Raw genomic sequence first — 20,583 nt, 5'->3', positions numbered from 1 at the left:
TGGTTCGCTCTTTCGTGCATGTATAAGCATGTTGTAAACGGTTGTTTCGTGTGGGCACAGTGTCACTTGACGGCACCGTTAACCACACCGTTAATAATCCACTTCTGACAGAATAAATAAAAAATCAAGATGGGGATAAGGGCCAGCAGATACGAAGCAAATGCCAGATTGTAGTTTGTACTGAATTGATTTTGGAAATTGAGCTGTGCCAGCGGCAGGGTATTGGCGCCGCTTCCGCCCATCAGCACCAGTGGCGTCATCACGTCGTTCCATGCGCCCAATGCGGTTAAAACCGCAACGGTCGCATGCATTGGGATCATATTCGGGAAAATAACCCGCCAATATGTTGTCCAGACGCTCGCGCCGTCCACATAAGCCGCTTCTTCCAGTGCCATCGGAATGTTTTTCAGATAACCAACATAAAGCAACAGGTTCATTGGCATATAAAACACGACATAGAGAACGATGACGCCGCCCCAGTTTGCCAAATGCAGCATGGCGGTCTGCTTGATCTCAGGCATCATCAGGATCGCAAACGGCACAAACATGCCGCTGATCATGTAGAAATAAGCAAATTTATAAAACTTTTTGCGGGCCATATTCCGGCCGATTACGTAACCGGCAAGAGAATGGATCACAATGGAAAGAGCGACCGTGCACAACGTAATCAATACGCTGCAGCCAAGCGATTGCCAGAAGTTCGTCACTTTCATGGCTTCCGAAAAATTGGATAGACTCCATTTAACGGGCGGAAGCAGGGCGCCGAGAATATCGTTGGTCATCTCGGAAGGTTTTTTGAAAGCGATGATGACCGTCATGTAAAGCGGAAAAAAGATGGTGACACAGCCGATGGTGAGCAGAATCGTGACCGGCCAGTTGGTGCGATGATTTCTGATTTTTACAGAATGGTTGATATTCATAGCTGTTCCTCCCTGTCTCCCAGAAATTTTAGTTGAAACACGGAAATGGCCACGATCACCACAAAGAAAAGCACGGCGTTTGCACTTTGATAACCGAACTGTCCGCCGCCCAAGCCATTGTTGTATATCAGATAGGAAATCGGCTCGGTGCTCTGCGCCGGCCCGCCTTGCGTGAGGGACATGATTTGGTCAAACACCATTAGGAAATTTTTCATGCACAAAACCATGTTGATGGTCACAAACGGCATGATTAAAGGAAGCGTGAGGTTTTGAAACTGTTTCCAACCGGTCGCGCCGTCCAGCGCGCCTGCTTCATATACATCCTGCGGAACCGTCTGCAAACCGGAAATATAGATGATTGTATTCATGGCGATTGCCTGCCATGCGACCACAACCACGATCGCAATCCAGGCTAATTTGGGATTGGATAAGAGGCTGGAACCCAGCGCCGTGCTGCCCAATGTTTTGCCCAGTGTCGGCAGGATATACGTAAAAAAGAAGTTAAAAATGTAGCCGACCACCAGACCTCCGAGCACGGCGGGAATGAAGTAGATGCCCCGGAGGGTGGATTTGATGCGGATCTTCGCGTTTAGCCCCAGCGCCAGAATAAGGCTGAGCACATTGACGAGGATAGTGGTCACTACCGCAAACAGAAATGTAAACTGATACGAATGGCCGATGCGGCCGTCCTGAAACAAATTGACGAAATTGCGCAGACCCACGAAATTATAGCTGCCGAATCCCCTGAAATTGGTAAAGCTATAAGAAAACCCCTGTAAAAGCGGCAGCGTGTTAAACAGGAAGAACAGGGCCATGATCGGAATGAGTATGGCCAGAAATGTCCGGTTCTTACGGTCGATGCGGCTGGATTGCAATGGACGATTCATTTCTCTCAACCCCTCTCTCATCAGGACGCCGAACTGGATGCTGCGGCACCATGCTCTGCTTCGTATGCCTGCAGTTTGGCAATCGTATCCTGGTTGTAACGTTTCCAGTCTTTGTCGAATCCCGATAAAAATGCCTCTTTGCTTTGGCCAAGCAGAAATGTCTGAATCAAAGCATCCACACTCATTTCGGAAGGATAATGATGGTCCTGATAATCCGCCATTTTCCCCTGCTTGATATAGGGCTGCATGCTGTCGAGCACAGAGGACATTTTAAAATCTCCTTCTTTGCATGGAACCGCATTTTGTTCGTCGACATAGCTTTGCACCGTCTTGTCTTTCAACAGGAAATCGAGCACCCGGTAGCAGGCCGCTTTATGCTTGGTGCTTTTCATCACACTGAACTGCAAATCGTTTCCGGAATTCAGTTTGTTTTGCGCTGCGTTGTTGCTGGCCGGCATCACAAACGAATCAAGCTGGAGGTTTGGGTTTACGGACGTGATCTGCGGCACGGCATAGCTGCCGATTGCGAACATGGCGGATTGGCCCTTGGCAAACGCGGTGCAGGCATCGTTGTAGCCATACGCAAACGGGTCTTTCTGTCCATATTGCAGGAGCGCCTTTTCTTTGTCGGCCACTTCGCTGTAAGCCTGTTGAAAAGTTGCTCTCCCCATATTGACATGCTGACAGATATCGGGAGATACCAGATCTACCGCAATGGCATTCCATGGGGCCAGCGTGGTCCAGGTGTCTTTCATGCCAAAATAAAACGGAGTGATTCCTGCGGCTTTGATTTTTTCACAGAGGGCGATTAGTTCATCCCAGGTGGTGGGAATTGTCCAGCCATGTTGCTGGAATATCTGTTTGTTATACAGGATGCCGGACGCATTAGCGGCGTATGGCACCGCATACACCCCTTCTTTTGGCACCAGTTCCAGTTGCTTATCCATTTCCTTATAAGCATCCTTGATGGTATCCAGACCCTTGTAATCGCTGATATTCAGCAACATATCGGCATCCAGAAAATTGGAATAATTGATGTCGCCTCCAATGCCGATGATGTCAGGCAGGTCGTTTTTGATCAGCCGCGTTTTCAGTATGGTGATGGCATCATTGGGAGAAGTAACGATTAAATTGATGTCCGGGTTTTCCGCATTGAATTTCTTTGCGATGGCCTGAAATGTCTTGACAGCTTCGGGTTTATACTGGAACAGCTCTACGGTCACTTTTCCACTCGTGCTTTGACATCCGACAGAAAAGATGACGGTGCCAAGAATCAAACCGGCACACAAAACCATGGACAACATACGATTAAGGTCGTTTTTCATTGTTTCATAGCCTCCCTTTCCATATGTCCTTTGATACTACAGCAATCCCGGTTCAGAATGCGAGAAAGGAACCGGAACCACAGCGCGCAAGGCAAGGATAACGAACAAGGCAACTCTGCAGGCTGCCGCATGAGGAAGACAACGCATTGAGACGTTGAGGAACGGTGAACTATTGCAGACTGGGTTGAAATGGTTGAAAGCAAACGTGATACTATATTTGCTTAAAATGCCAGATCGTGCTTATGAAATCGCCGTTTTCTATTGGAACGGTTAAGCCGATATACATCAGTTCGTCGCCGCCGAATACCTTGTTACTTCCCAAATCGCGGTACTGCTCAGACGGGTCAAGGCCTTTCAGACGCAGGATGCGAATCGGAACAGCCGGTTGGGCAAGCACCTTGAAATAAAATGCCAGTGCTTCACTGCCATCCTGCGAGACATACAACCACGCGGTTTCATTGCCTTCAAACGGGCTGAGCAAACGATGCTGCTTTCCAAACTGAATGAGCGGCCGTATCTCTTTGTAAAGAGCTATCTGGCAGCTAACCTCCGCTTTCTCTGTTTTAGAAAGTTTGCCCAGATCCAGTTCGTATCCGAAATTACCGGACATGGCGACGTATCCTCGCGTTTGCAACGGGGTGATGCGTCCGACCTGCTCGTTTGGCGAAACAGAGACATGGGAGCAAATAGTGCTTGGCGGGTAAATAATGCTGGTGCCGTACTGAATCTTCAAGCGGCAAACGGCATCCGTGTTGTCACTCGTCCAGGTCTGCGGCATGTAGTACAAGATGGCGGGGTCAAAACGGCCGCCGCCGCCGGAGCAGCTTTCAAACAGCACATCCGGAAAACGGGAGGTGATCGCATCCATCACACGGTAAAGTCCCAGTATATAGCGGTGCGCCGTTTCACGCTGGCGCTCGGGTGGAAGCTTGGCCGAGCCTACTTCCGTCATATGGCGGTTCATGTCCCATTTGACATAGTCAATGGGGGCACTGGAAAGAATATCGCATACCGCATCCACGATATATGTGCAGACATCTTCGCGTGAAAGGTCGAGTACCAGCTGATTGCGTCCTCGGGTGTGCGGCCGCCCGTTCACATGCAGGCACCAGTCCGGATGCGCACGGTAGAGGTCGCTGTTTTCGCTGACCATTTCCGGTTCAAACCAAAGGCCGAACTGCAAACCCAGCTCATGGATGCGTTTGCCCAACCCATCCAGGCCTTCCGGCAGCTTTTTGTGGTAGATCACCCAGTCGCCGAGGGAGGAATTGTCATCGTCACGTTTTCCGAACCAACCGTCGTCCAGCACCACCAGTTCAATGCCCACATCTTTTGCTTCCTGCGCCAGCTTCAAGATGCTGTCGGCATCAAAATTAAAGTAAGCGGCTTCCCAACTGTTGAGCAGAACAGGTCGCAGGGCATCGCGAAATTTCCCCCCGCACAGCCTCTCGCGGTACAGCTTGTGGTAGACCTGCGACAGTCCGTCCAGTCCGGCCTCTGAATAGACCAGCACTGCTTCCGGCGATTGGAACGATTCTCCAGGCCGGAGCAGCCACTCGAAATCGAACGGATTGATCCCGATGGAAACGCGCGCCGTGTGGAACTGATCTACCTGCGCCTGTGCAAGAAAGTTGCCGCTGTATACGAGGTTGAATCCGTATGCTTCACCGGTGTTCTCGTCGGTATTCGGCCGCAGCAGCGCGATAAAGGGATTATGCTGGTGGCTGCTGGCCCCACGACAGCTGTCCACCAATTGGGTGCCGGGTGTCAGGCGGCGGCGAGTGACGTTTCGCTCGTTGGCATGCGCGCCATCCAGCGTGAGCAGTTCAAACACATCGTCTGAAAAATCAATGCTTGCGCTCAGTACGCGCAGTAGCCGCACGGGGGCTTTGCCGCTGTTTTGGAATCGCACGCTACGCGTGATTGCGCCTCCTTGCTCAAAAACGGTGTAGGAAAGCACCGCTTCCAAGCCGGAAAGCACATCTTTCACCGTGATCTCCAGTGTCTGTGCTTCGGCGGCAGTCTCGACATAGGTGGCCGGCAATCCCGGCAGTCCCGGTTTGCCCGCGACAACGCGGTGCGACGCATACCGCAGATCGGTTACGGCAGACCCATCTGCGAAAGCCGCTTCAAAGGCCGGTGTGCGGAAATCACCGCTGCCATACGATGGATATTCCATCGGTAAAGTGTCCAGTGAAAACGTGCGGTCATCCGACGTAGGGTTTGGGGAAAATCCCCTGTCCAAGAATACAAGGGACGCGCTCTCACGATATGTACAAACAGCTTTGCCCCAATATCGGTGCAGGAGATACCCTTCTTTGGTCACTTGCAGCACATAGCTGACTTGGGTGTTGCGTAGATGAAAAATTCCATTTTTTTGATCGAATGTAATCGGCATCTGTTGGTTCCTCCTTTGAGTTGGTTTTTCTAAATGTAAGGGATTAAGGTTGGATGTAGTTGAAACGAATATAATGATGCGGGATTTATAAAATCGATGTATAAAATGGGACTTGAAACATATCAACATGAATTTCAGACATGCTGGTTATGCGTATTTCACAGTATCTACCCCCAATTTTATGTGCATTATTAATAATTTTATCGCCCGTTCGTTAGACTAATTATACTGCTTGAGATTCAAAAGAAAAATAATTGATTGATGAGATTTTTATATTTTTGTTGCAAAACTCAAAAATTCTTGTTACAATGTCAATGAATTAACTCAGAAATGAGGGACATATTTGGGAACTTCGATTAAAGATTACTATTTGGCACCCGGCGAACCATCACCGCTGGGTATACAGGTCTTGCATGCGGGGGAGCAAAACTGTCCTCCTGGGCATTGCTTTGGTTATGCTATCAGGACGCATTACCTGCTTCACTATGTGGTAAATGGGTGCGGTGAATATCGTGTCAACCATAAAACATATCTGCTGAAAGAAGGAGATGGTTTTCTAATATTACCTGGCGCCAGCACATTTTACAAAGCAGCAGATACTGACCCATGGATTTACCGATGGGTGGGTTTTAACGGAAAATCGGCTAAAAAAATTTTAAATGATGTAGGGCTAAACGAAAATTGCCTGTTGTTTCATTGTGAAATGGACGATTACATAAATAATTGTCTCATTTATTTGAAAGAATCCTGCCAAATTGCTTCTGGGAACGATTTGGTTCGGACGGGGTATCTGCTGTTGATTTTGGGAAAATTAAAAGGGCAACGCGTACTTGCAGAATCCGAATCTCATGAAGGTAAAAACAATCGCTTTCATAACGCTTCCAAGTATATTCAATCTAATTACATGCGAAATATTAAGATTACCGACATTTCCAACTTTGTTGGTGTAGACCGTTCACAGCTCTATCGTATTTTTCAAGAAACGGTGCACCTATCGCCCAAAGAATACTTGAATAATTATCGATTGGATTGTGCAGGTATTTTGATTCATACCACCGATATGTCTTTTAATGAAATAGCGAGCTCTGTCGGCTTTGAATATAGCTCTCATTTTTCCAAACTTTTTAAAGAGCATTTCGGTATCACACCCTCTGAATATAAAAGGAGAAATAATTGAATTGCAAGGGCAATAGAAAATTTGTCCATACAAGTCGGCTGATTATTGTGACTTATTGAGCTTTTACGAGTTTTTTAACCCGCAAAAGCTTGCAATCAGTTGGAATCGGAAAATGGAGCAGAGTTACCTTTCTATTTATGAATCGCCATAATTCTGTCCGAAAAATGTTGCCGATCGCTGCGCCCCAGGCAGGCTGTGACAGACCTCTTAAAAACATTGTTCTTGGTGCATTGAAATGCATCAAACTAATTTACAGATGGATTCGGTTGAAAATACAATTAGCTGTTTGTTTTTTGAAATGCGGAAAAATCATTGATTTCAGCCAGTAATATGATTTACAAATAGGTTTCCATAAATCTCTGATAACCGGTCTTGTCAGAAATTCGCGACCAGTTGGAGACCAGCCAAGAAAATGCAATAGGTTGGGCAATTTTTTTGAAGAGAAAAAATACAAAATCAGGTAAGCCCTTCGCCATAGGAGAGAGCTTACCTGATTCTGGGGAGTATTGTACTACGGTAAGAAGGTGATGCTCTCGCAGCTTTCGGGCGTGCATTTCCGGGTTTCGCAGGTCAAATGGCTTTTGGTCATGCAAAACGGTGAAAATGATATTTACAACCTTGTGTGTGACGGCACAGAGAGCCATATTGACGGGCTTGGAATTCAATTTTTCCAGTACCGGATTGCCGATTTCTCCATTGCAACGCGGGTGGACGCTGTTATGCGCGACTATGTGCAAAACACCGCGCGTATATCGTGTGCCCCGCTTGACGTTGTTTTTCTCCATGAGTCGGTTTGTCCTCGCACGCGCCAATGTAGAAGCTTTGCTGTATTATAATGCGGCGGCGCTAAGAGGAAAGGGGACTTCGTGTAATGCGGGGCAGTTGATCGGAAATGTTCCGGGTAAAAATCGCAAATAATTGACACAGGAGCACTTAATGCAAAGAGAAATCAGATGGCGAGAGTGGAAGAACCATGTCAATCCAACAGAAAGCTTTTGGGGAAAGCAAACAGCTCGCGAACATAATTTGGCCACTGCTGTTGCGGATACACCTTGCCGGGCAAGCCATACGGCACAAGCCCCATGCGCCGCGCGATCATCTCGGCGCGCAGCAGGTGAAACGCCGGCGCCGCCACCGCGATATTGCGCGAGAGCCCATGCGCCTGAATGATTTTCTTGGAATACAGCATATTTTCATGAGTGGTGCGCGACTGATTTTCGACAAAAATGCGGTCGGAGGAAATTTGGTATTGCGAAATGAGGACGTCGCGGATGGCGGTTGCGTCAGCGGGACTGATGTCGGTTGTCACACCGCCGCTGGCAATGCACATGGCGGAAGGATGTGTGCGCAGATAGTTACCGGCAGCGGTGATGCCGATTAACTGATTAAAGTCTGGGACTCCTTTGTACGAACCCTCACCGAGTACAACTACCGTAGCGCCTGCGGGAGGCGTGCTGCCGCGGCCAACCAGTATGATCGCTGTGAAAGAGACGGCCATCCAGCAGACGATTGCCATGCAGAGAAGCGAAACCGACCACAGAAAGCGACGAAACACCCGGGAGATTTTAAGCTTCGGGGTTAGGAAAGGAAAGACCAGCACGGATAGCAAAAGCAGAAGCCCAAGGGGGACAAAAAGGGGAACAAAGGATTCTAGGATCTTTAGCTTTGTGTATAGGTTAGGTGAGGCGGTGAGAAGGAGGAGTAACCCAACGATAATTCGGGAGATGGCTGATAAAATTTGAAGCAATTTCATGGGGTGGCACCTCTTAACAAGTTCATCTTTGATTGTCCTGACTGCCGGTTTAAAAACCTTTGGGGTGCGGATGTTGTTCTGGACTTACTCATGCGACTGGACCAATGCTTTTTCTGTAGTCATCGGGCTCGTAGCTCCGGGAGACATCTTTATTCATCTCTCATTATACCATTTCATGTATCCATTGAGAATATCGATGAACTGCTTAGTGGAAATATCACTCCAGAATCCATTATAAAACATATCGTTTTTAAGATGTTCGAAGAACCCTTCATATGCTGAGCTGTCGGGAGAGTATTCCTTTTTGACATTGACCTTGTCAGTTCCGAGCCCTGCATTCTTACGATCCACCCTGTCCAGCGATAATTGGAAATTTAATAGATAGTAAATTACGGCATGGAGTCTAAGTATATGGAGGTGAAGTGTTGTAGAATACCTGCGCAATAACAAACGATGTCAATCACCACTTGATCGTAAATATTGTAAATCTACATAGCGGGTTTACTTATAAATATTGAAGGGGGCAGGCTGATATGGAAAAACTGTTTATTATTGGAAACGGCTTTGATTTATCTCATGGCTTAGCGACAACATATGAGGATTTTCACGAGTACCTAAGATGTAATTATGTGGAAGATTTCGATCAATGTGAATATGATGACATCCAATCGTACTTGGGCGATCTTGACGATAAAATGCAATTAACCACTTCTACTATTATGGATTTTATTGAATATATATTAGCTGAAGTAAATGGGATCACGTGGGGAAACTTAGAAGATTCGTTATCAGAAATTGATTATGATATGTTGCTGCCGGATATTGATGAAGATGAAATTGTGGAAGAATATGACATCGAATTGGAAGACTATTATGAATATCTTTCTAAAAGGCTATATGATATTGTTCAACAGATCCCATTGTATTTTAGTAAATGGATAGATTCTATTGATGTTAGAAGCATTACCTTAAAACAAGAGTTCTGTGATTTGTATAATAAGAGCGACTTGTTTTTATCATTTAATTATACAAAGACACTAGAACTAAAATATGGAATTAAAGACGTATGCCATATTCATGGGGTTCAAGGTGGAAAACTATTGTTTGGGCACGGAAAAGACAAAGCGCCTTTTTATCCGGAAATGGCTGAAGCGATACTACATCCGGGAACGGAATATGAGTATGGATTGATGCGCAAAGTGCTGAGAAAAGACACTCAAAACGCGATTCGGGACAACGAAGGATTTTTTAAGAAAATTCATTCTCAGATAACAAGCATCTATTCGTATGGATTTTCCTTTTCATCTGTCGACAGAATATATCTCCAAAACATCTTTAAAAGAATAGACACAAATCAGATAACATGGTTTTTCAATGATTTTGATAGTAAGGATAAAATTGAAGAATATAAAAATATAGTAATTAGCAATGGATTCAAAGGTGAGTTTGAAATTTACCATATTTAGCATAAGATAGCTCAAATCCATGAAAACGTTTTGCAAGCGTTCGTATGCGCCTGGTTCATTTATATGGTAGCACAGGCAAACCATATGTAAAAGAATAATTCCGTAATGAAAAGTGAAAATAGCTACTATGCCAAAAGGCAATAATTTTATGGTGACATTTTGTTAAAGACTTGAACTATGCCGGCATAGAGTATATAACGAGTATTGGTAAAGGATGTCTGGCGCTTTTCCGCTGTTAATAAGCTGAGCGGGCAACAGTGCCTCCCCAAAAATCAGGGGGCATTTTTTGTAAAAAATTCGCGTCGGATAAGTCTAAAGTCTTTCGGTGACCGTCTATATAGATTGCTATATTCCAAATCATTGGAAATCGGTTCTAATCACCGGACGATGTTGAAGCAGCTACTTGTTTTTCAGAAAGTGCATTCTGCTTTTTTATGTGAAAAGGTGTGCAACCCTATCATAAATGGTGTAAACGGTCCTGCTTTTTTGTTTAACCGCCTTGTGGAATCAAAACACATCCGCTATGATAGAGTGTGTGAAAACATAGACGGAAGGTTGCATGTGATTCAAATGGACAAAATAGACTGTAAAATTCTTACGATTTTGGAGCAGAACGCACGGCTTCCAATCAAGCAGATCGCCCAAATGGTGTATATGTCGTCGCCTGCCGTGTCTGCGAGGATTGATTCTCTGGAAAAACGCGGGATCATTACAGGCTATATGGCCACAGTCGACCATGTCAAGATCGGATACCATGTCACCGCTTTTATCAATCTGGAGATGTCCCCCAAGAAGAAAACGGTTTTTTACCCGTTCATTTCCCAGTGCCCCAATGTCATGGAGTGCCATTGTGTGACGGGGCAGTACTCGATGCTAATCAAGGTGGCGTTCAAAAGCACGGTGGAGCTGGATGTTTTTATCAACCAGCTTCAAAAATTTGGGAACACATCCACGCAAATCGTGTTTTCGACCTCTGTGAATTGCAGGGGAGTCAATCTCATGGCAAACGAAGAAGAATCCTGACGGCATTGCACCCCATTGTCGGTGGAACAATGCAGGGAAATCGGACGCGATTCCAGGCGCCCGATTGTCCCGAAATAAAAGCCGGTAATGATCCTTGCGGATCGTTGCCGGCTTTCTGTTTTTTGCCGTTGCGGCCGGGTCAATGGCGGATGCGCCTTATTTTCATATGAGCCAAACGTATTAGGAAAACTGCAAAAAATAAAACATTAGAGCTATCACATTACACAAAACACCGCCTTAGTGAGACTATGGGCGGTGTTTTTGTATGGTAGCGGTCACTTCGGGCCAAGTTGGCCCGAAGTCGAAGGGAGGGACAACATATCCCCGACGGGTCTGATTGAAAAATCAGGCCCTTTTTTTGTGTCTGAATGAAGGAGGCAAACGCATGACAACTGAAAAAGCCAATGGAAACAGGCGCAGGAAGGAGGATGAAAAGCGGAAGCGCAAATGGCCGTACATTCTTGCGATTCTTCTGCTTTTGCTGCTTCTCCTGTTGCTGTTGCTGCGAAGCTGCGGAAATCAGCACCCAAGTCCGAATCCGCCGCCGTCCAGTTCCGCCCCATCCTCGTCCGTTCCGTCTCTGGACGATACCGGCAGCGCGGAGTCGGGAAGCAGCAGCACCCCGTCACGGCAGGAAATCCTGTCCCGGCTTCAAAAGCAGGAAGTTACCGTCACCGATAAAGTAAGCGCGCAGGCGTCTTTTTCCAGCGGAGCGAAAGGCAGCACCGGTACATGGGAAGTTGAAAATCCGTCCTCCAACACCGTCATTATGCAGTGCGAAATCGTGCTGGATGACGAAACCATAGCAAAATCAGCACCGATCTATCCGGGCCAACATATTGACGGCCTTACACTCTCCAAGCAGATTTCACCCGGAAATTACAGCGTGACGGCGACGATCCGGTATTACAGCAAGGATACAAAGTCCTACCTTGGGATGGCCGACTACAAAATTCATCTTTCCGTTTCGTAATCAGCCGCTTTTGCGGTTGAAATAAAAACATGCAGGAGGTTATTCAATGAAAAACAGGTTCAGAAAGATCCTCGCGGGTATCGTCACCTTTGCCGTGCTCGGCGTGATGGCGGCAGTCCCGGCGTTCGCCGCCGACAAAACCGACACCGGCACGGGCAGCATTACGGGGAACGTGACGATCAACGGCTCCATCGCGCCGCTGACCATCTCCGTCACCCATCCGATCAACGTGGCCTACGCCATCAGCCCGGATGCCGAAACCTTCACCGCGCCCGACATCACCGTGACCAACAACACCAAAGTTGCGGTGATCGCCACGGTGGAATCCCTGAAAGCCGCTTCAGGCGGCTCTCTGACCTTTACCGACGTTGACCCGTCCGCGAAAGCGTGGCGTTCGCTCAACCTCGTGGATTCCAAAAAGTACATTGCGCTCGGCATTGCGGCAAAAGGCAATTCCGGCTGGAACAGCGGATACAGCGCTTCCACTCATTGGGCGGTGAGCGATTCGCCGTTGCAGGTCGGGACGCTGAATCCGAACACTTCCGGCGCGCTGTCTCTGACGGCAGACTACGGCCTTGCGTTCGACGGGGCGTACACGGCCAACCATCAGCTTGTATTTCAATTCCAGCTCGCATAAAAACAGAAGCGCGGGAATTGGCCGGGATTTTCCCGGCCAACCTTCCACGCCGAAGGGAGGGTTTCTATTTGAGGCAATCATTCAGGCGGCTTTTTCTCGTCCCTCTGCTTGCCGCCGGTATCCTGTTGTCCAGTGCTTCACCCGCGTTTGCGGCCTCCGCCGCGTCGGTTCTGACGCTGACCGCAACGCCGAATCCGTCAGGGAACTATGTGGCGCTGAACTGGACAAACAGCGACAAAAGCCAGCCGTACAGCTATATGCTCTATTCCAAATCCGTGCATGAATCGAATTTCCAGAGCATCCCCGCCAAAGACCACGCGAAGGTTCTGAACATCTATCCCGTTGTTGAGCCGACCGTTTCCTTTACGACATGGCAGGGAAAGAGTTACACCCTGCCGAAGTCGGCTTCTCTGAAAATGTGGATGGAGACACCGAACGAGTATGATTCCAAGGGGTACGGCAAGGGCCTTATTTCCGTGGATACCGTTTCAATCTCCGATTTTAACGCCAACCCGGACGCTTACCTGAAAAACGTGGACGGCACCTACAAATACGACGTGCTGTATTTCGGGGCGTGGGACGCCTTTGCCAGTCAGGATTTATCCTCTGCGGCAGAGAGTAAAACCGACGCCTTTATCAAAACCGGGCGAGGCGTCCTTTTCGGGCATGACACGATGGTAGACAATGATACAATCTCCATGCCGAATTTCTTCAAGCTGGCCCATTACTGTAATATTCAGACGATTCCGCATTACACGGTGCTCGGCAGCGCGCAAATCAAGGTTTCCAAGAAGGGCCTGCTCACCAACTACCCGTGGAAAATTGGTGACGTTGGCACAGTCTTGAATGTCCCGATGTCCCATTCCAATCAGCTTGCTTTCGGGGACGTGTGGATGACGTATCAGCCGCCGTACACTTACCCCAACAGCGCGGAGGCCACCGGTTCCGGCGGGCATGGCACGAATACGTTTTATCTGACAAGCTGGTCAAACTGCGCCATGATTCAGACCGGCCATTCCAACGGCGAGGCCACGCCGGACGAGCAGCGCGTCACGGCAAACACCCTGTTCTACCTTGCTCAAATCACGACCGACACAAGCTGGAATGACCACAAGGGGCAGGATTTGGACGCGCCGGACAAGCCGACGATTTCCAGTGTTACGCACAATTCCGACCGGACGCAATATACCGTCCAGTATTCCTCGCAGGACAACGCCACCGGCTATCAGTATTATGTGGAAGCCACCGGCCAGAATGACGGCGTGAAATACGATTCTCCGGTTGTTTCCGCTTCTTTGAAAACCGGGATGAAAGGTTATTCCATCGTCGTGGACGATAAGCCGGATACCGTCCCGGACGGGAGCATTACCACGACAGCAAACAGCTATACCTTCTCCCGTCCGTCCGGCAGCGGCTTTTACATCCATATCGCCGCCGTGGACAATGCCGGAAATGTTTCATCCGTTACTCATTATTCCGTGGACGAGTTGGTGTCTGTCACACATCCGGTCAGTGTCAGTTACGCGATTGACCCGAACAGCAACACGCCGTTCACCGCCCCGGACATTCCGATCACCAACCATTCCATTTTTCCCATTAAGGTTTCCGTCGCGGGGCTGAAAGCGACCTCCGGCATCGGTGACGCCGCCCCCACGTCCTTTCCGGATTGGAACAGCCTGACGGCGGCGCAGACCGGAAGCAAAATTGCGCTCGGCGTGGGAATCGGCAAAACAGCCGGTTCAGGCTGGACGGTGGTTGACCGGGGAACGCCCGTTTACACGGGTGATCTCGCTTCGGAAGTCCCATTGGGGACGCTCGGCGCGAACGGAGCATCGGGAAATCTGGCGCTTACCGCTAAATTCGGTTTAGCCTGGGCGAACGCGCGAACCGTTTCCCATGAACTGACGCTGGATTTCACGATTGCGGATTAGCAAATCATTTTGAAAGAACCGAAACAGGCAGAACGGGCGGAGATTTTTCTCGGCCCTTTTTTACTGCAAAAAATCAGCAAGGAGGAAAAACCATATGGCAAAAGACGAAGCCAATATGCCGGAGGAAGCGACAACCGCCCCGGTCGGTGAAATCCCGGCAGAGGAAAAAGCCGCTCTCGCCGTCCCACCGCCGGAAGTCGGCGGCGAGGCCACGGCCCCTAAACCGGACGCCGAGAAATCGGCGCTGTCCAATGAGGCCAAAGAACCGATTGAGCCGCCCGCACCGTCAGACATCGGCGGCGAACACATCCCCGTCCCTGGCGACGTGGTTGTTCCGTCCGACAAAATCAATGAGCTTATGTCGGAAAAGAAACCCGGACGCAGAGGCAGACACCCAAAGGAGGATAAGGCCGAACAGACCGTCGCACCGGAAAAACCGGCTGAATCTCCCAAAAAGGAGCGCAAGCCCCGCGCGGAAAAGCAGAAACCCGCCGCCGCGAAAAAGGCCCCGGTGAAGGAGGAAATCCCCGCCCCGGAGCCGGAACCGCCACAGGAGCCGAAAGAGCCTCCCCGCAAGGGCGAAACGGAACAGATCGTTTTCCTCAACCTGTCAGAACTTCACGCTTTCAAAAATCACCCATTCCAAGTCCGGGATGATGATGAAATGCGGGCGATGGTGGAAAGCGTCAGGGACAAGGGCGTAACGCAGCCCGCCATTGTCCGGCCCCGTGAGGACGGCGGGTATGAAATCATATCCGGCCACCGCCGCCAAAAAGCCAGCGAATTGGCCGGGTACGCGGATATGCCCTGTATCGTCCGCAACCTCTCCGATGATGAAGCAATCACGCAGATGGTGGAGGACAACATCAATCAGCGTGAAAACATCCTGCCGAGCGAACGGGCCAAGGCCCTGAAAATGCAGTTGGAGGCTATCAAGCGGCAGGGCGCGCGGGGCGACCTCTCCACTTCGGGCCAACTTGGCCCGAAGTCGGAAAACGGGCAGCGTTCCAACGCGGTTGTGGCCGAACGCAACAAAATGACGGTCAAACAGGTTCAGCGGTATATCAAGCTGAACGACCTTGTTCCCGACCTGATAAAAATGGTGGACGATAAGAAAATTTCGTTCACCCCCGCCGTGGAAATGTCATTCATCAGGCCGAAAAATCAGCGGTATATCGCCGTTGCCATCGAGGGCCAGCAGTCGGCCCCGTCGCTGTCGCAGGCACAGCGGATGCGGGAGCTTGACCAGAAAGGGATGCTCAACGGCGACGTGATCGACGGAATCATGCTCGAAGAAAAAAAGGAGGTAGACAAAGTGATTATTTCAAGTCAGGAGCTTAGCCAGTATTTCGGGAAGGAAAAGACCCCGCGCGAAATGAAGGATACCATCATCAAACTGCTCGACGAGTGGAAGGAAAAGCAGCCGGAGCTTGCGAAGCCGGAAAAGCAGGCCGAACAGGAGAAATAACTTCGGGCCAACTTGGCCCGAAGTTTGCAATGACGCGCGGGGCGCTGCCCCGTACCCCGATGCTCAAAGAATTTATTCCCCGTCGCCGCCATTTTTGTAGCACAACCGGTGTTCGCCGTCAAGAGTGGCGCGCCACCGCGAAGCGGCCTTGCTCTTGACGGCGGGCTCCGGCTGTGCTTTCCTGCGGCCATGCGACGGGGATTATTCCCTTGAGCCGCCCCCTTTCCATGAGTGGAAAGGGCGGGGGAAAAGGCTGACATATTCAGCGCGACAGAAACGGAGGTGCTTTCTATTAATATGAAAAGACCATTGGCATACATCACAGCCGCGTGGAGCGGCGATCAGGACGCGGACGCGAAACAGGCGGCGCGGTATTGCAGGAAGGTATACGAGGCTGGATTTTCTCCGGTCTGCCCTCTGCTTTACCTGCCCCTCATTCTCAACGACGCCATCCCGGAGGAACACAAAAGCGGCATCGACATCGGGCGCGACCTTCTGCGCCGTTCCCATGTGCTGGTTGTCTGCGGCGACGGCGTAAACGAGGATATGAAAAACGACATTGCCACAGCCGGACGGCTGAATATCACGGCGACCACGCTGGACGGCATTCTGACAGTCAAGGGACAGGGCCGCACGGAGGCCGTTAATGAGCGCGATTGACGCCTTTGTTACAAACCTCGGGCGCTACAACGAAGGAGTTCTGGACGGGGAGTTTTTGAAGCTCCCCGCCACGACTGAGGAAGTGCAGGCGCTTTTCCAGCGTATCCATGTGGACGGCGTTCAGTATGAAGAAATTTTCATCACGGACTACGAAACGAAGGTTTCCGGCCTGTACGACTGCCTCCCCGAATACGCCGATCTGGACGAGCTGAACTATCTCGCCGCCCTTCTGGATGATCTGGACAAGGGCGACCGGGAAAAATTTGAAGCCGCCCTTTCCTGCGGCGACCATACAAGCAGCCTGAAAGAGTTAATCAACCTTGCGCAAAACCTCGACTGCTACGAGTATTACCCTGGCATTTGCGACGAGGACGATTTGGGCCGCTACATGATCGACGAAATGGGCGCGTTGGAAGTGCCGGAGTATCTGGAAAACTACATCGACTACGAGGCATACGGGCGGGACGTTTCCTTGGAGGACGGCGGCACCTTCACCGAAAACGGCTATATTGTGGACACCGGCGACCGCTTTGTGGAGCTTTACAACGGCAGGGACGATCTGCCGGAGGAATGCAGAATTTTCGCGTACCCCGCGCCGGAAAAATCCATCCGCGACACGCTCAAACAGTATCAGCGGATGATCGACGCCGCGCCTGCCCCTGCGAAAGACCGACCCGCCCCTGCCTGTGAGGAACGCTAACACTTCGGGCCAACTTTGCCCGAAGTGCAGAAAGGAGGGATCTTATTTAATGGAGAAAAGTGAAACCATAGCGATACCGCTTTTGGAAAACGAGCATGTCAAGGAGCTTTTGGCGATTTTGGAGGCCAACAACGCGCCCGACCGGAAGAATTTTTTCGCTGTTCTGAATCAGGTCGGCGCGATGGAGCGCCAGCTTGACGCGGCGGTGAAGGAGCTTGCCGCCATGCGCCGGGAACTGAACGAGGCGCGGGAGTTGGCCCATCCCGTCAAGACCGCCCTGCAAAACGCGGTCAAAACGCTGGAAAAGAATGTGGCGGTTTTGCGGGGGCGGCTGGACGCGGTAAAGCAAAACGTGATTGAGGGCTGTAAAAACGCTGTGGACGCTTTCAAGGAAAAAGGGATTTCCGCGCTCCACAACGTCGCCCGCTTTTTCAAAATCCGTCCGCTGCTGGAAGCCATGCGTAACAACCTGACCGAAAATATCCGGTTCGACGAGGCGGCAATCTCCAAAATCGAGGCCGTGAGCACCGAGTACCATGAAGCCGGGCGGCATGTAAAAAACATGGCCCGTGCGCTTACGGGAATGGAATCCGTTCGGGACGCAAAATCGGCGGGCAGGCTGACAAGGGCGCTGGAAGCTCCGTTCAAAACGGAACGCTCCTGCTTCGTTTCCATGAAAAGGAATGTGGAAGCCGCCCTTTCCGGCCTTGCCACACTGGAAAAAGCGGCGGAACGCAAGCCCTCGATCCGAAAAACCATGAGCGCTCTCAATGAGCAAATCGCGCAGGGCAAAAAGGAAGCTCCCGCGGCGGAGCGGCCCCGGCCCGTGGCGCATGACGGGCGTTAGAGGACTTCGGGCCAACTTGGCCCGAAGTCCCCCTGCCGGTTATCGTTCGCCATGTTATGGCGGGAAGGAGGTTTTTTGATGCAGGAAGATATAGAGCGCCGGACGGTTGCCGTTTCGATCAACGCCGCGAAGCTCACGGGCCGGACGCTCGCAAAGGCGTTGGCGGCGGTTTTGCGGAAGATCCAAAAGGAGCACCGCAAGGTGCAGACTCCGCAGGGCAGGCAGAGCGTGAAAAAGCTCATGAATCACCGCGTTTCCACCAACAGCCTCGACCTTTCCGGCGATACCAAGCTCTTTGACCGCGTGGCCCGGAAGTATAACGTCGATTACGCTTTCCATAAGACCGGGCCGAACAAATATCTGCTGTTTTTCAAGGCCGGGCAGGCCGACGCAATCACGGTGGCGTTCTCGGAGTATACCAAGCTGGTGATGGGCCGAGGTAAGAGCAAACAGCCCTCCATCCTCGCGCGGCTTAGAAAATTCGCGGATGTGGCGCGGTCGAGGCCGCGCGTCCACGAGCGAAAACGGGAGGCGACGCGGAATGAGCGATAAAATCCGCAGATTTGTTCTGCCGAACGTCCCTTATCTGTTCATCTTCTGGTGCTGTCTGAAGCTCTGTACGGCGTACCGCCTCGCGGCGGGGGACGGTTTCGGGGAAAAGCTGATCGGCATGATAAAAACAATTGGCCCGGCGTTTCAGACGATAGCGCCGGGCCTTGTCGCGTCCGATTGGCTGATCGGCCTCGTGGGGGCCGTTATCCTCCGGCTTGTGGTCTGGTACAAAATAAAAAACGCCAAAAAGTTCAGAAAGGATGTGGAATACGGCAGCGCCCGATGGGGAACGCCGAAGGACATCAAGCCCTTCATCGACCCGGTTTTCAAAAACAACGTCATTCTCACCGGCACTGAATTTCTCACGATGAACACGCGGCCCAAGAATCCGGCCAACGCTCGGAACCTGAATTGCTGTATTATCGGTTCAAGCGGTTCCGGCAAAACCCGGTTTTGGCTGACCCCGCAGCTTTTGCAGGCACATAGCAGTTATGTTGTGGTTGACCCGAAGGGCGGCATACTCGGACAGGTCGGCGCTTTTTTGAAACGGCAGGGCTATAAAATCAAGGTGTTCAATTCCATCGACTTTGCCCGTTCGATGCACTACAATCCGTTGTCGTATATCAAGACGGAATCGGATATTTTGAAATTCGTGAATGCCCTGATTACCAACACAAAGGGCGACGGGAAGGAGGGTGACGAGTTCTGGACGAAAGCAGAAACCCTTTTGTACTGCGCACTTGTGGCGTATATCGTCTTTGAGGGGCCGGAGGAAGAACGCAACATGAATACCCTCGTGGACATGATCAACAGCATGGAAGTAAAAGAAGATGATGATAACTTCAAGAATGCCGTGGATTACATGTTCATGGGGCTGGAAAAACGGAACCCCAATCACTTTGCCGTGCGGCAGTATAAGAAGTATAAGCTCGCCAGCGGCAAGACAGCGAAAAGTATTCTCATTTCCTGCGGCGCGAGGTTGGCCCCCTTTGACATCCCGCAGCTTCGGGAGATCATGAGCTACGACGAGTTGGAGCTTGACCGCATGGGCGACCGGAAAACGGCAACGTTCTTCATCATCAGCGACACTGACACGACGTACAATTTCATCGTGGCATTGGCTTTTTCACAGATGTTCAACCTGCTCTGTGAACGGGCCGACAACAAGTACGGCGGGCGCTTGCCCCATCATGTGCGGGTGTTGTGGGACGAGGCGGCGAACACGGGACAGGTGCCGCAACTTGAAAAACTGGTGGCCGTTATTCGATCCCGTGAAATTTCGCTGTGCCTGTTTTTACAGGCCGAGGCTCAGTTGAAAGCCCTTTACAAAGACAATGCCGAGACAATTTTAGGCAACATGGATTCGGTTATTTTCTTAGGGGGCCGGGAGCATACCACCGTCAAGGAGCTTTCGGAGGCTTTGGGAAAAGAGACGATTTCCATGTATACCGAGAGCGTCACGCGGGGGATGCAGGAAAGTCACGGCCAAAATCTGCAACGGCTCGGTAAAGAGCTTATGACGATAGACGAGCTGACCACAATGGACGGGAGCAAGTGCATTTTGCAGCTTCGGGGCCTCCGTCCGTTCCTGTCCCCCAAGTACGACCTGAAAAAGCACCCGAACTACAAGTATACCGCCGAGGCCGACAAACGCAACAGCTTCGACATTTCTTCCCTGATTGACCGGCGTATGAAAGTGAAGCCGGATGAAATATATACCGTCTACGAGGTAGACGCGCCCGGAGAGGACGCCGCCGCAGGAGAGGACGAGGACATCCTCAATTACGACGATGTTGACGACCCGGATGCGTTTGCATAACTTCGGGCCAACTTGGCCCGAAGTTCCCCGCCGCCGAAAATGGCGGC

18 protein-coding genes are annotated in these 20,583 nt (G+C 50.6%); 12 read left to right on the top strand and 6 right to left on the bottom strand.

Annotation, left to right across the window (positions count from 1 at the left end):
• Positions 1–62 precede the first annotated feature (62 nt).
• From ETHHA_RS08970 to ETHHA_RS08955, 4 genes are all read right to left on the bottom strand, one after another.
• Positions 63–920 (bottom strand): carbohydrate ABC transporter permease, encoded by an 858-nt coding sequence (locus tag ETHHA_RS08970; protein ID WP_013485661.1) that lies wholly within the window; start codon positions 918–920, stop codon positions 63–65.
• Positions 917–1,807, bottom strand: a complete 891-nt coding sequence (locus ETHHA_RS08965; protein WP_013485660.1) for a carbohydrate ABC transporter permease — start codon at positions 1,805–1,807, stop codon at positions 917–919. Before ETHHA_RS08965 ends, ETHHA_RS08970 begins: the two co-directional genes overlap by 4 nt.
• A gap of 20 nt (positions 1,808–1,827) precedes the next feature.
• Positions 1,828–3,132, bottom strand: a complete 1,305-nt coding sequence (locus ETHHA_RS08960) for an ABC transporter substrate-binding protein (protein ID WP_013485659.1) — start codon at positions 3,130–3,132, stop codon at positions 1,828–1,830.
• Between the two features lie 211 nt (positions 3,133–3,343).
• Complete coding sequence (locus tag ETHHA_RS08955) at positions 3,344–5,530, bottom strand: alpha-galactosidase (RefSeq protein ID WP_013485658.1); 2,187 nt, start codon at positions 5,528–5,530, stop codon at positions 3,344–3,346.
• A gap of 343 nt (positions 5,531–5,873) precedes the next feature.
• Here ETHHA_RS08955 and ETHHA_RS15190 point away from each other — a divergent pair, with 343 nt between their 5' ends.
• Complete coding sequence (locus ETHHA_RS15190) at positions 5,874–6,707, top strand: AraC family transcriptional regulator (RefSeq protein WP_013485657.1); 834 nt, start codon at positions 5,874–5,876, stop codon at positions 6,705–6,707.
• Positions 6,708–7,042: 335 nt separating this feature from the next.
• Here ETHHA_RS15190 and ETHHA_RS08950 read toward each other — a convergent pair whose 3' ends face one another.
• Positions 7,043–7,492 carry a hypothetical protein gene (locus ETHHA_RS08950; RefSeq protein WP_013485656.1) on the bottom strand — a complete coding sequence of 150 codons (450 nt, stop codon included), beginning with the start codon at positions 7,490–7,492 and terminating at the stop codon, positions 7,043–7,045.
• A 191-nt stretch (positions 7,493–7,683) separates the two neighbouring features.
• Positions 7,684–8,460: a YdcF family protein gene (locus ETHHA_RS15185; protein ID WP_013485655.1), complete on the bottom strand. Its 777-nt coding sequence runs from the start codon at positions 8,458–8,460 to the stop codon at positions 7,684–7,686.
• A gap of 533 nt (positions 8,461–8,993) precedes the next feature.
• On the opposite strand from ETHHA_RS15185, the gene ETHHA_RS08935 reads away from it, so the two are divergent.
• From ETHHA_RS08935 to ETHHA_RS08885, 11 genes are all read left to right on the top strand, one after another.
• Positions 8,994–9,926 carry a bacteriophage abortive infection AbiH family protein gene (locus ETHHA_RS08935; protein ID WP_013485654.1) on the top strand — a complete coding sequence of 311 codons (933 nt, stop codon included), beginning with the start codon at positions 8,994–8,996 and terminating at the stop codon, positions 9,924–9,926.
• A 570-nt stretch (positions 9,927–10,496) separates the two neighbouring features.
• Positions 10,497–10,949 (top strand): Lrp/AsnC family transcriptional regulator, encoded by a 453-nt coding sequence (locus ETHHA_RS08930; protein ID WP_013485653.1) that lies wholly within the window; start codon positions 10,497–10,499, stop codon positions 10,947–10,949.
• Positions 10,950–11,334: 385 nt separating this feature from the next.
• On the top strand, positions 11,335–11,922 hold the full coding sequence (locus tag ETHHA_RS08925; protein WP_013485652.1) for a hypothetical protein: 588 nt from the start codon (positions 11,335–11,337) through the stop codon (positions 11,920–11,922).
• Positions 11,923–11,968: 46 nt separating this feature from the next.
• On the top strand, positions 11,969–12,559 hold the full coding sequence (locus tag ETHHA_RS08920; RefSeq protein WP_013485651.1) for a hypothetical protein: 591 nt from the start codon (positions 11,969–11,971) through the stop codon (positions 12,557–12,559).
• A 68-nt stretch (positions 12,560–12,627) separates the two neighbouring features.
• The gene (locus tag ETHHA_RS08915; protein WP_013485650.1) at positions 12,628–14,490 is read left to right on the top strand and encodes a DUF5057 domain-containing protein; all 1,863 of its coding nucleotides are present in this window, start codon (positions 12,628–12,630) and stop codon (positions 14,488–14,490) included.
• 94 nt (positions 14,491–14,584) lie between these two features.
• Complete coding sequence (locus ETHHA_RS08910; RefSeq protein ID WP_013485649.1) at positions 14,585–15,958, top strand: ParB/RepB/Spo0J family partition protein; 1,374 nt, start codon at positions 14,585–14,587, stop codon at positions 15,956–15,958.
• A 297-nt stretch (positions 15,959–16,255) separates the two neighbouring features.
• Positions 16,256–16,618: a DUF7768 domain-containing protein gene (locus tag ETHHA_RS08905; RefSeq protein ID WP_013485648.1), complete on the top strand. Its 363-nt coding sequence runs from the start codon at positions 16,256–16,258 to the stop codon at positions 16,616–16,618.
• The gene (locus tag ETHHA_RS08900; RefSeq protein WP_013485647.1) at positions 16,605–17,318 is read left to right on the top strand and encodes an antirestriction protein ArdA; all 714 of its coding nucleotides are present in this window, start codon (positions 16,605–16,607) and stop codon (positions 17,316–17,318) included. Before ETHHA_RS08905 ends, ETHHA_RS08900 begins: the two co-directional genes overlap by 14 nt.
• Positions 17,319–17,367: 49 nt before the next feature.
• The gene (locus tag ETHHA_RS08895; RefSeq protein ID WP_013485646.1) at positions 17,368–18,165 is read left to right on the top strand and encodes a DUF6674 family protein; all 798 of its coding nucleotides are present in this window, start codon (positions 17,368–17,370) and stop codon (positions 18,163–18,165) included.
• 78 nt (positions 18,166–18,243) lie between these two features.
• Complete coding sequence (locus tag ETHHA_RS08890; RefSeq protein ID WP_013485645.1) at positions 18,244–18,717, top strand: PcfB family protein; 474 nt, start codon at positions 18,244–18,246, stop codon at positions 18,715–18,717.
• Positions 18,707–20,536 (top strand): VirD4-like conjugal transfer protein, CD1115 family, encoded by a 1,830-nt coding sequence (locus tag ETHHA_RS08885; RefSeq protein WP_013485644.1) that lies wholly within the window; start codon positions 18,707–18,709, stop codon positions 20,534–20,536. Before ETHHA_RS08890 ends, ETHHA_RS08885 begins: the two co-directional genes overlap by 11 nt.
• The last annotated feature ends 47 nt before the right edge of the window (positions 20,537–20,583 follow it).

The sequence above is a fragment of the Ethanoligenens harbinense YUAN-3 genome (assembly GCF_000178115.2).
In the GTDB taxonomy this organism is placed as follows: domain Bacteria; phylum Bacillota; class Clostridia; order Oscillospirales; family Ethanoligenentaceae; genus Ethanoligenens; species Ethanoligenens harbinense.
The sequence above is the reverse complement of the archived record's forward strand: the minus strand, read 5'-3'. Positions and strand labels throughout refer to the sequence as shown.

Excerpts from the sequence above, each read along its gene's own strand:
- ETHHA_RS08970 (WP_013485661.1), bottom strand. The coding sequence starts at position 920 with ATGAATATCAACCATTCTGTAAAAATCAGAAATCATCGCACCAACTGG.
- ETHHA_RS08900 (WP_013485647.1), top strand. The coding sequence starts at position 16,605 with ATGAGCGCGATTGACGCCTTTGTTACAAACCTCGGGCGCTACAACGAA.
- ETHHA_RS08890 (WP_013485645.1), top strand. The coding sequence starts at position 18,244 with ATGCAGGAAGATATAGAGCGCCGGACGGTTGCCGTTTCGATCAACGCC.
- ETHHA_RS08910 (WP_013485649.1), top strand. The coding sequence starts at position 14,585 with ATGGCAAAAGACGAAGCCAATATGCCGGAGGAAGCGACAACCGCCCCG.
- ETHHA_RS08955 (WP_013485658.1), bottom strand. The coding sequence starts at position 5,530 with ATGCCGATTACATTCGATCAAAAAAATGGAATTTTTCATCTACGCAAC.
- ETHHA_RS08930 (WP_013485653.1), top strand. The coding sequence starts at position 10,497 with ATGGACAAAATAGACTGTAAAATTCTTACGATTTTGGAGCAGAACGCA.
- ETHHA_RS08925 (WP_013485652.1), top strand. The coding sequence starts at position 11,335 with ATGACAACTGAAAAAGCCAATGGAAACAGGCGCAGGAAGGAGGATGAA.
- ETHHA_RS08935 (WP_013485654.1), top strand. The coding sequence starts at position 8,994 with ATGGAAAAACTGTTTATTATTGGAAACGGCTTTGATTTATCTCATGGC.
- ETHHA_RS08965 (WP_013485660.1), bottom strand. The coding sequence starts at position 1,807 with ATGAATCGTCCATTGCAATCCAGCCGCATCGACCGTAAGAACCGGACA.
- ETHHA_RS15185 (WP_013485655.1), bottom strand. The coding sequence starts at position 8,460 with ATGAAATTGCTTCAAATTTTATCAGCCATCTCCCGAATTATCGTTGGG.
- ETHHA_RS08920 (WP_013485651.1), top strand. The coding sequence starts at position 11,969 with ATGAAAAACAGGTTCAGAAAGATCCTCGCGGGTATCGTCACCTTTGCC.
- ETHHA_RS08950 (WP_013485656.1), bottom strand. The coding sequence starts at position 7,492 with ATGGAGAAAAACAACGTCAAGCGGGGCACACGATATACGCGCGGTGTT.
- ETHHA_RS08905 (WP_013485648.1), top strand. The coding sequence starts at position 16,256 with ATGAAAAGACCATTGGCATACATCACAGCCGCGTGGAGCGGCGATCAG.
- ETHHA_RS08885 (WP_013485644.1), top strand. The coding sequence starts at position 18,707 with ATGAGCGATAAAATCCGCAGATTTGTTCTGCCGAACGTCCCTTATCTG.
- ETHHA_RS08960 (WP_013485659.1), bottom strand. The coding sequence starts at position 3,132 with ATGAAAAACGACCTTAATCGTATGTTGTCCATGGTTTTGTGTGCCGGT.
- ETHHA_RS08895 (WP_013485646.1), top strand. The coding sequence starts at position 17,368 with ATGGAGAAAAGTGAAACCATAGCGATACCGCTTTTGGAAAACGAGCAT.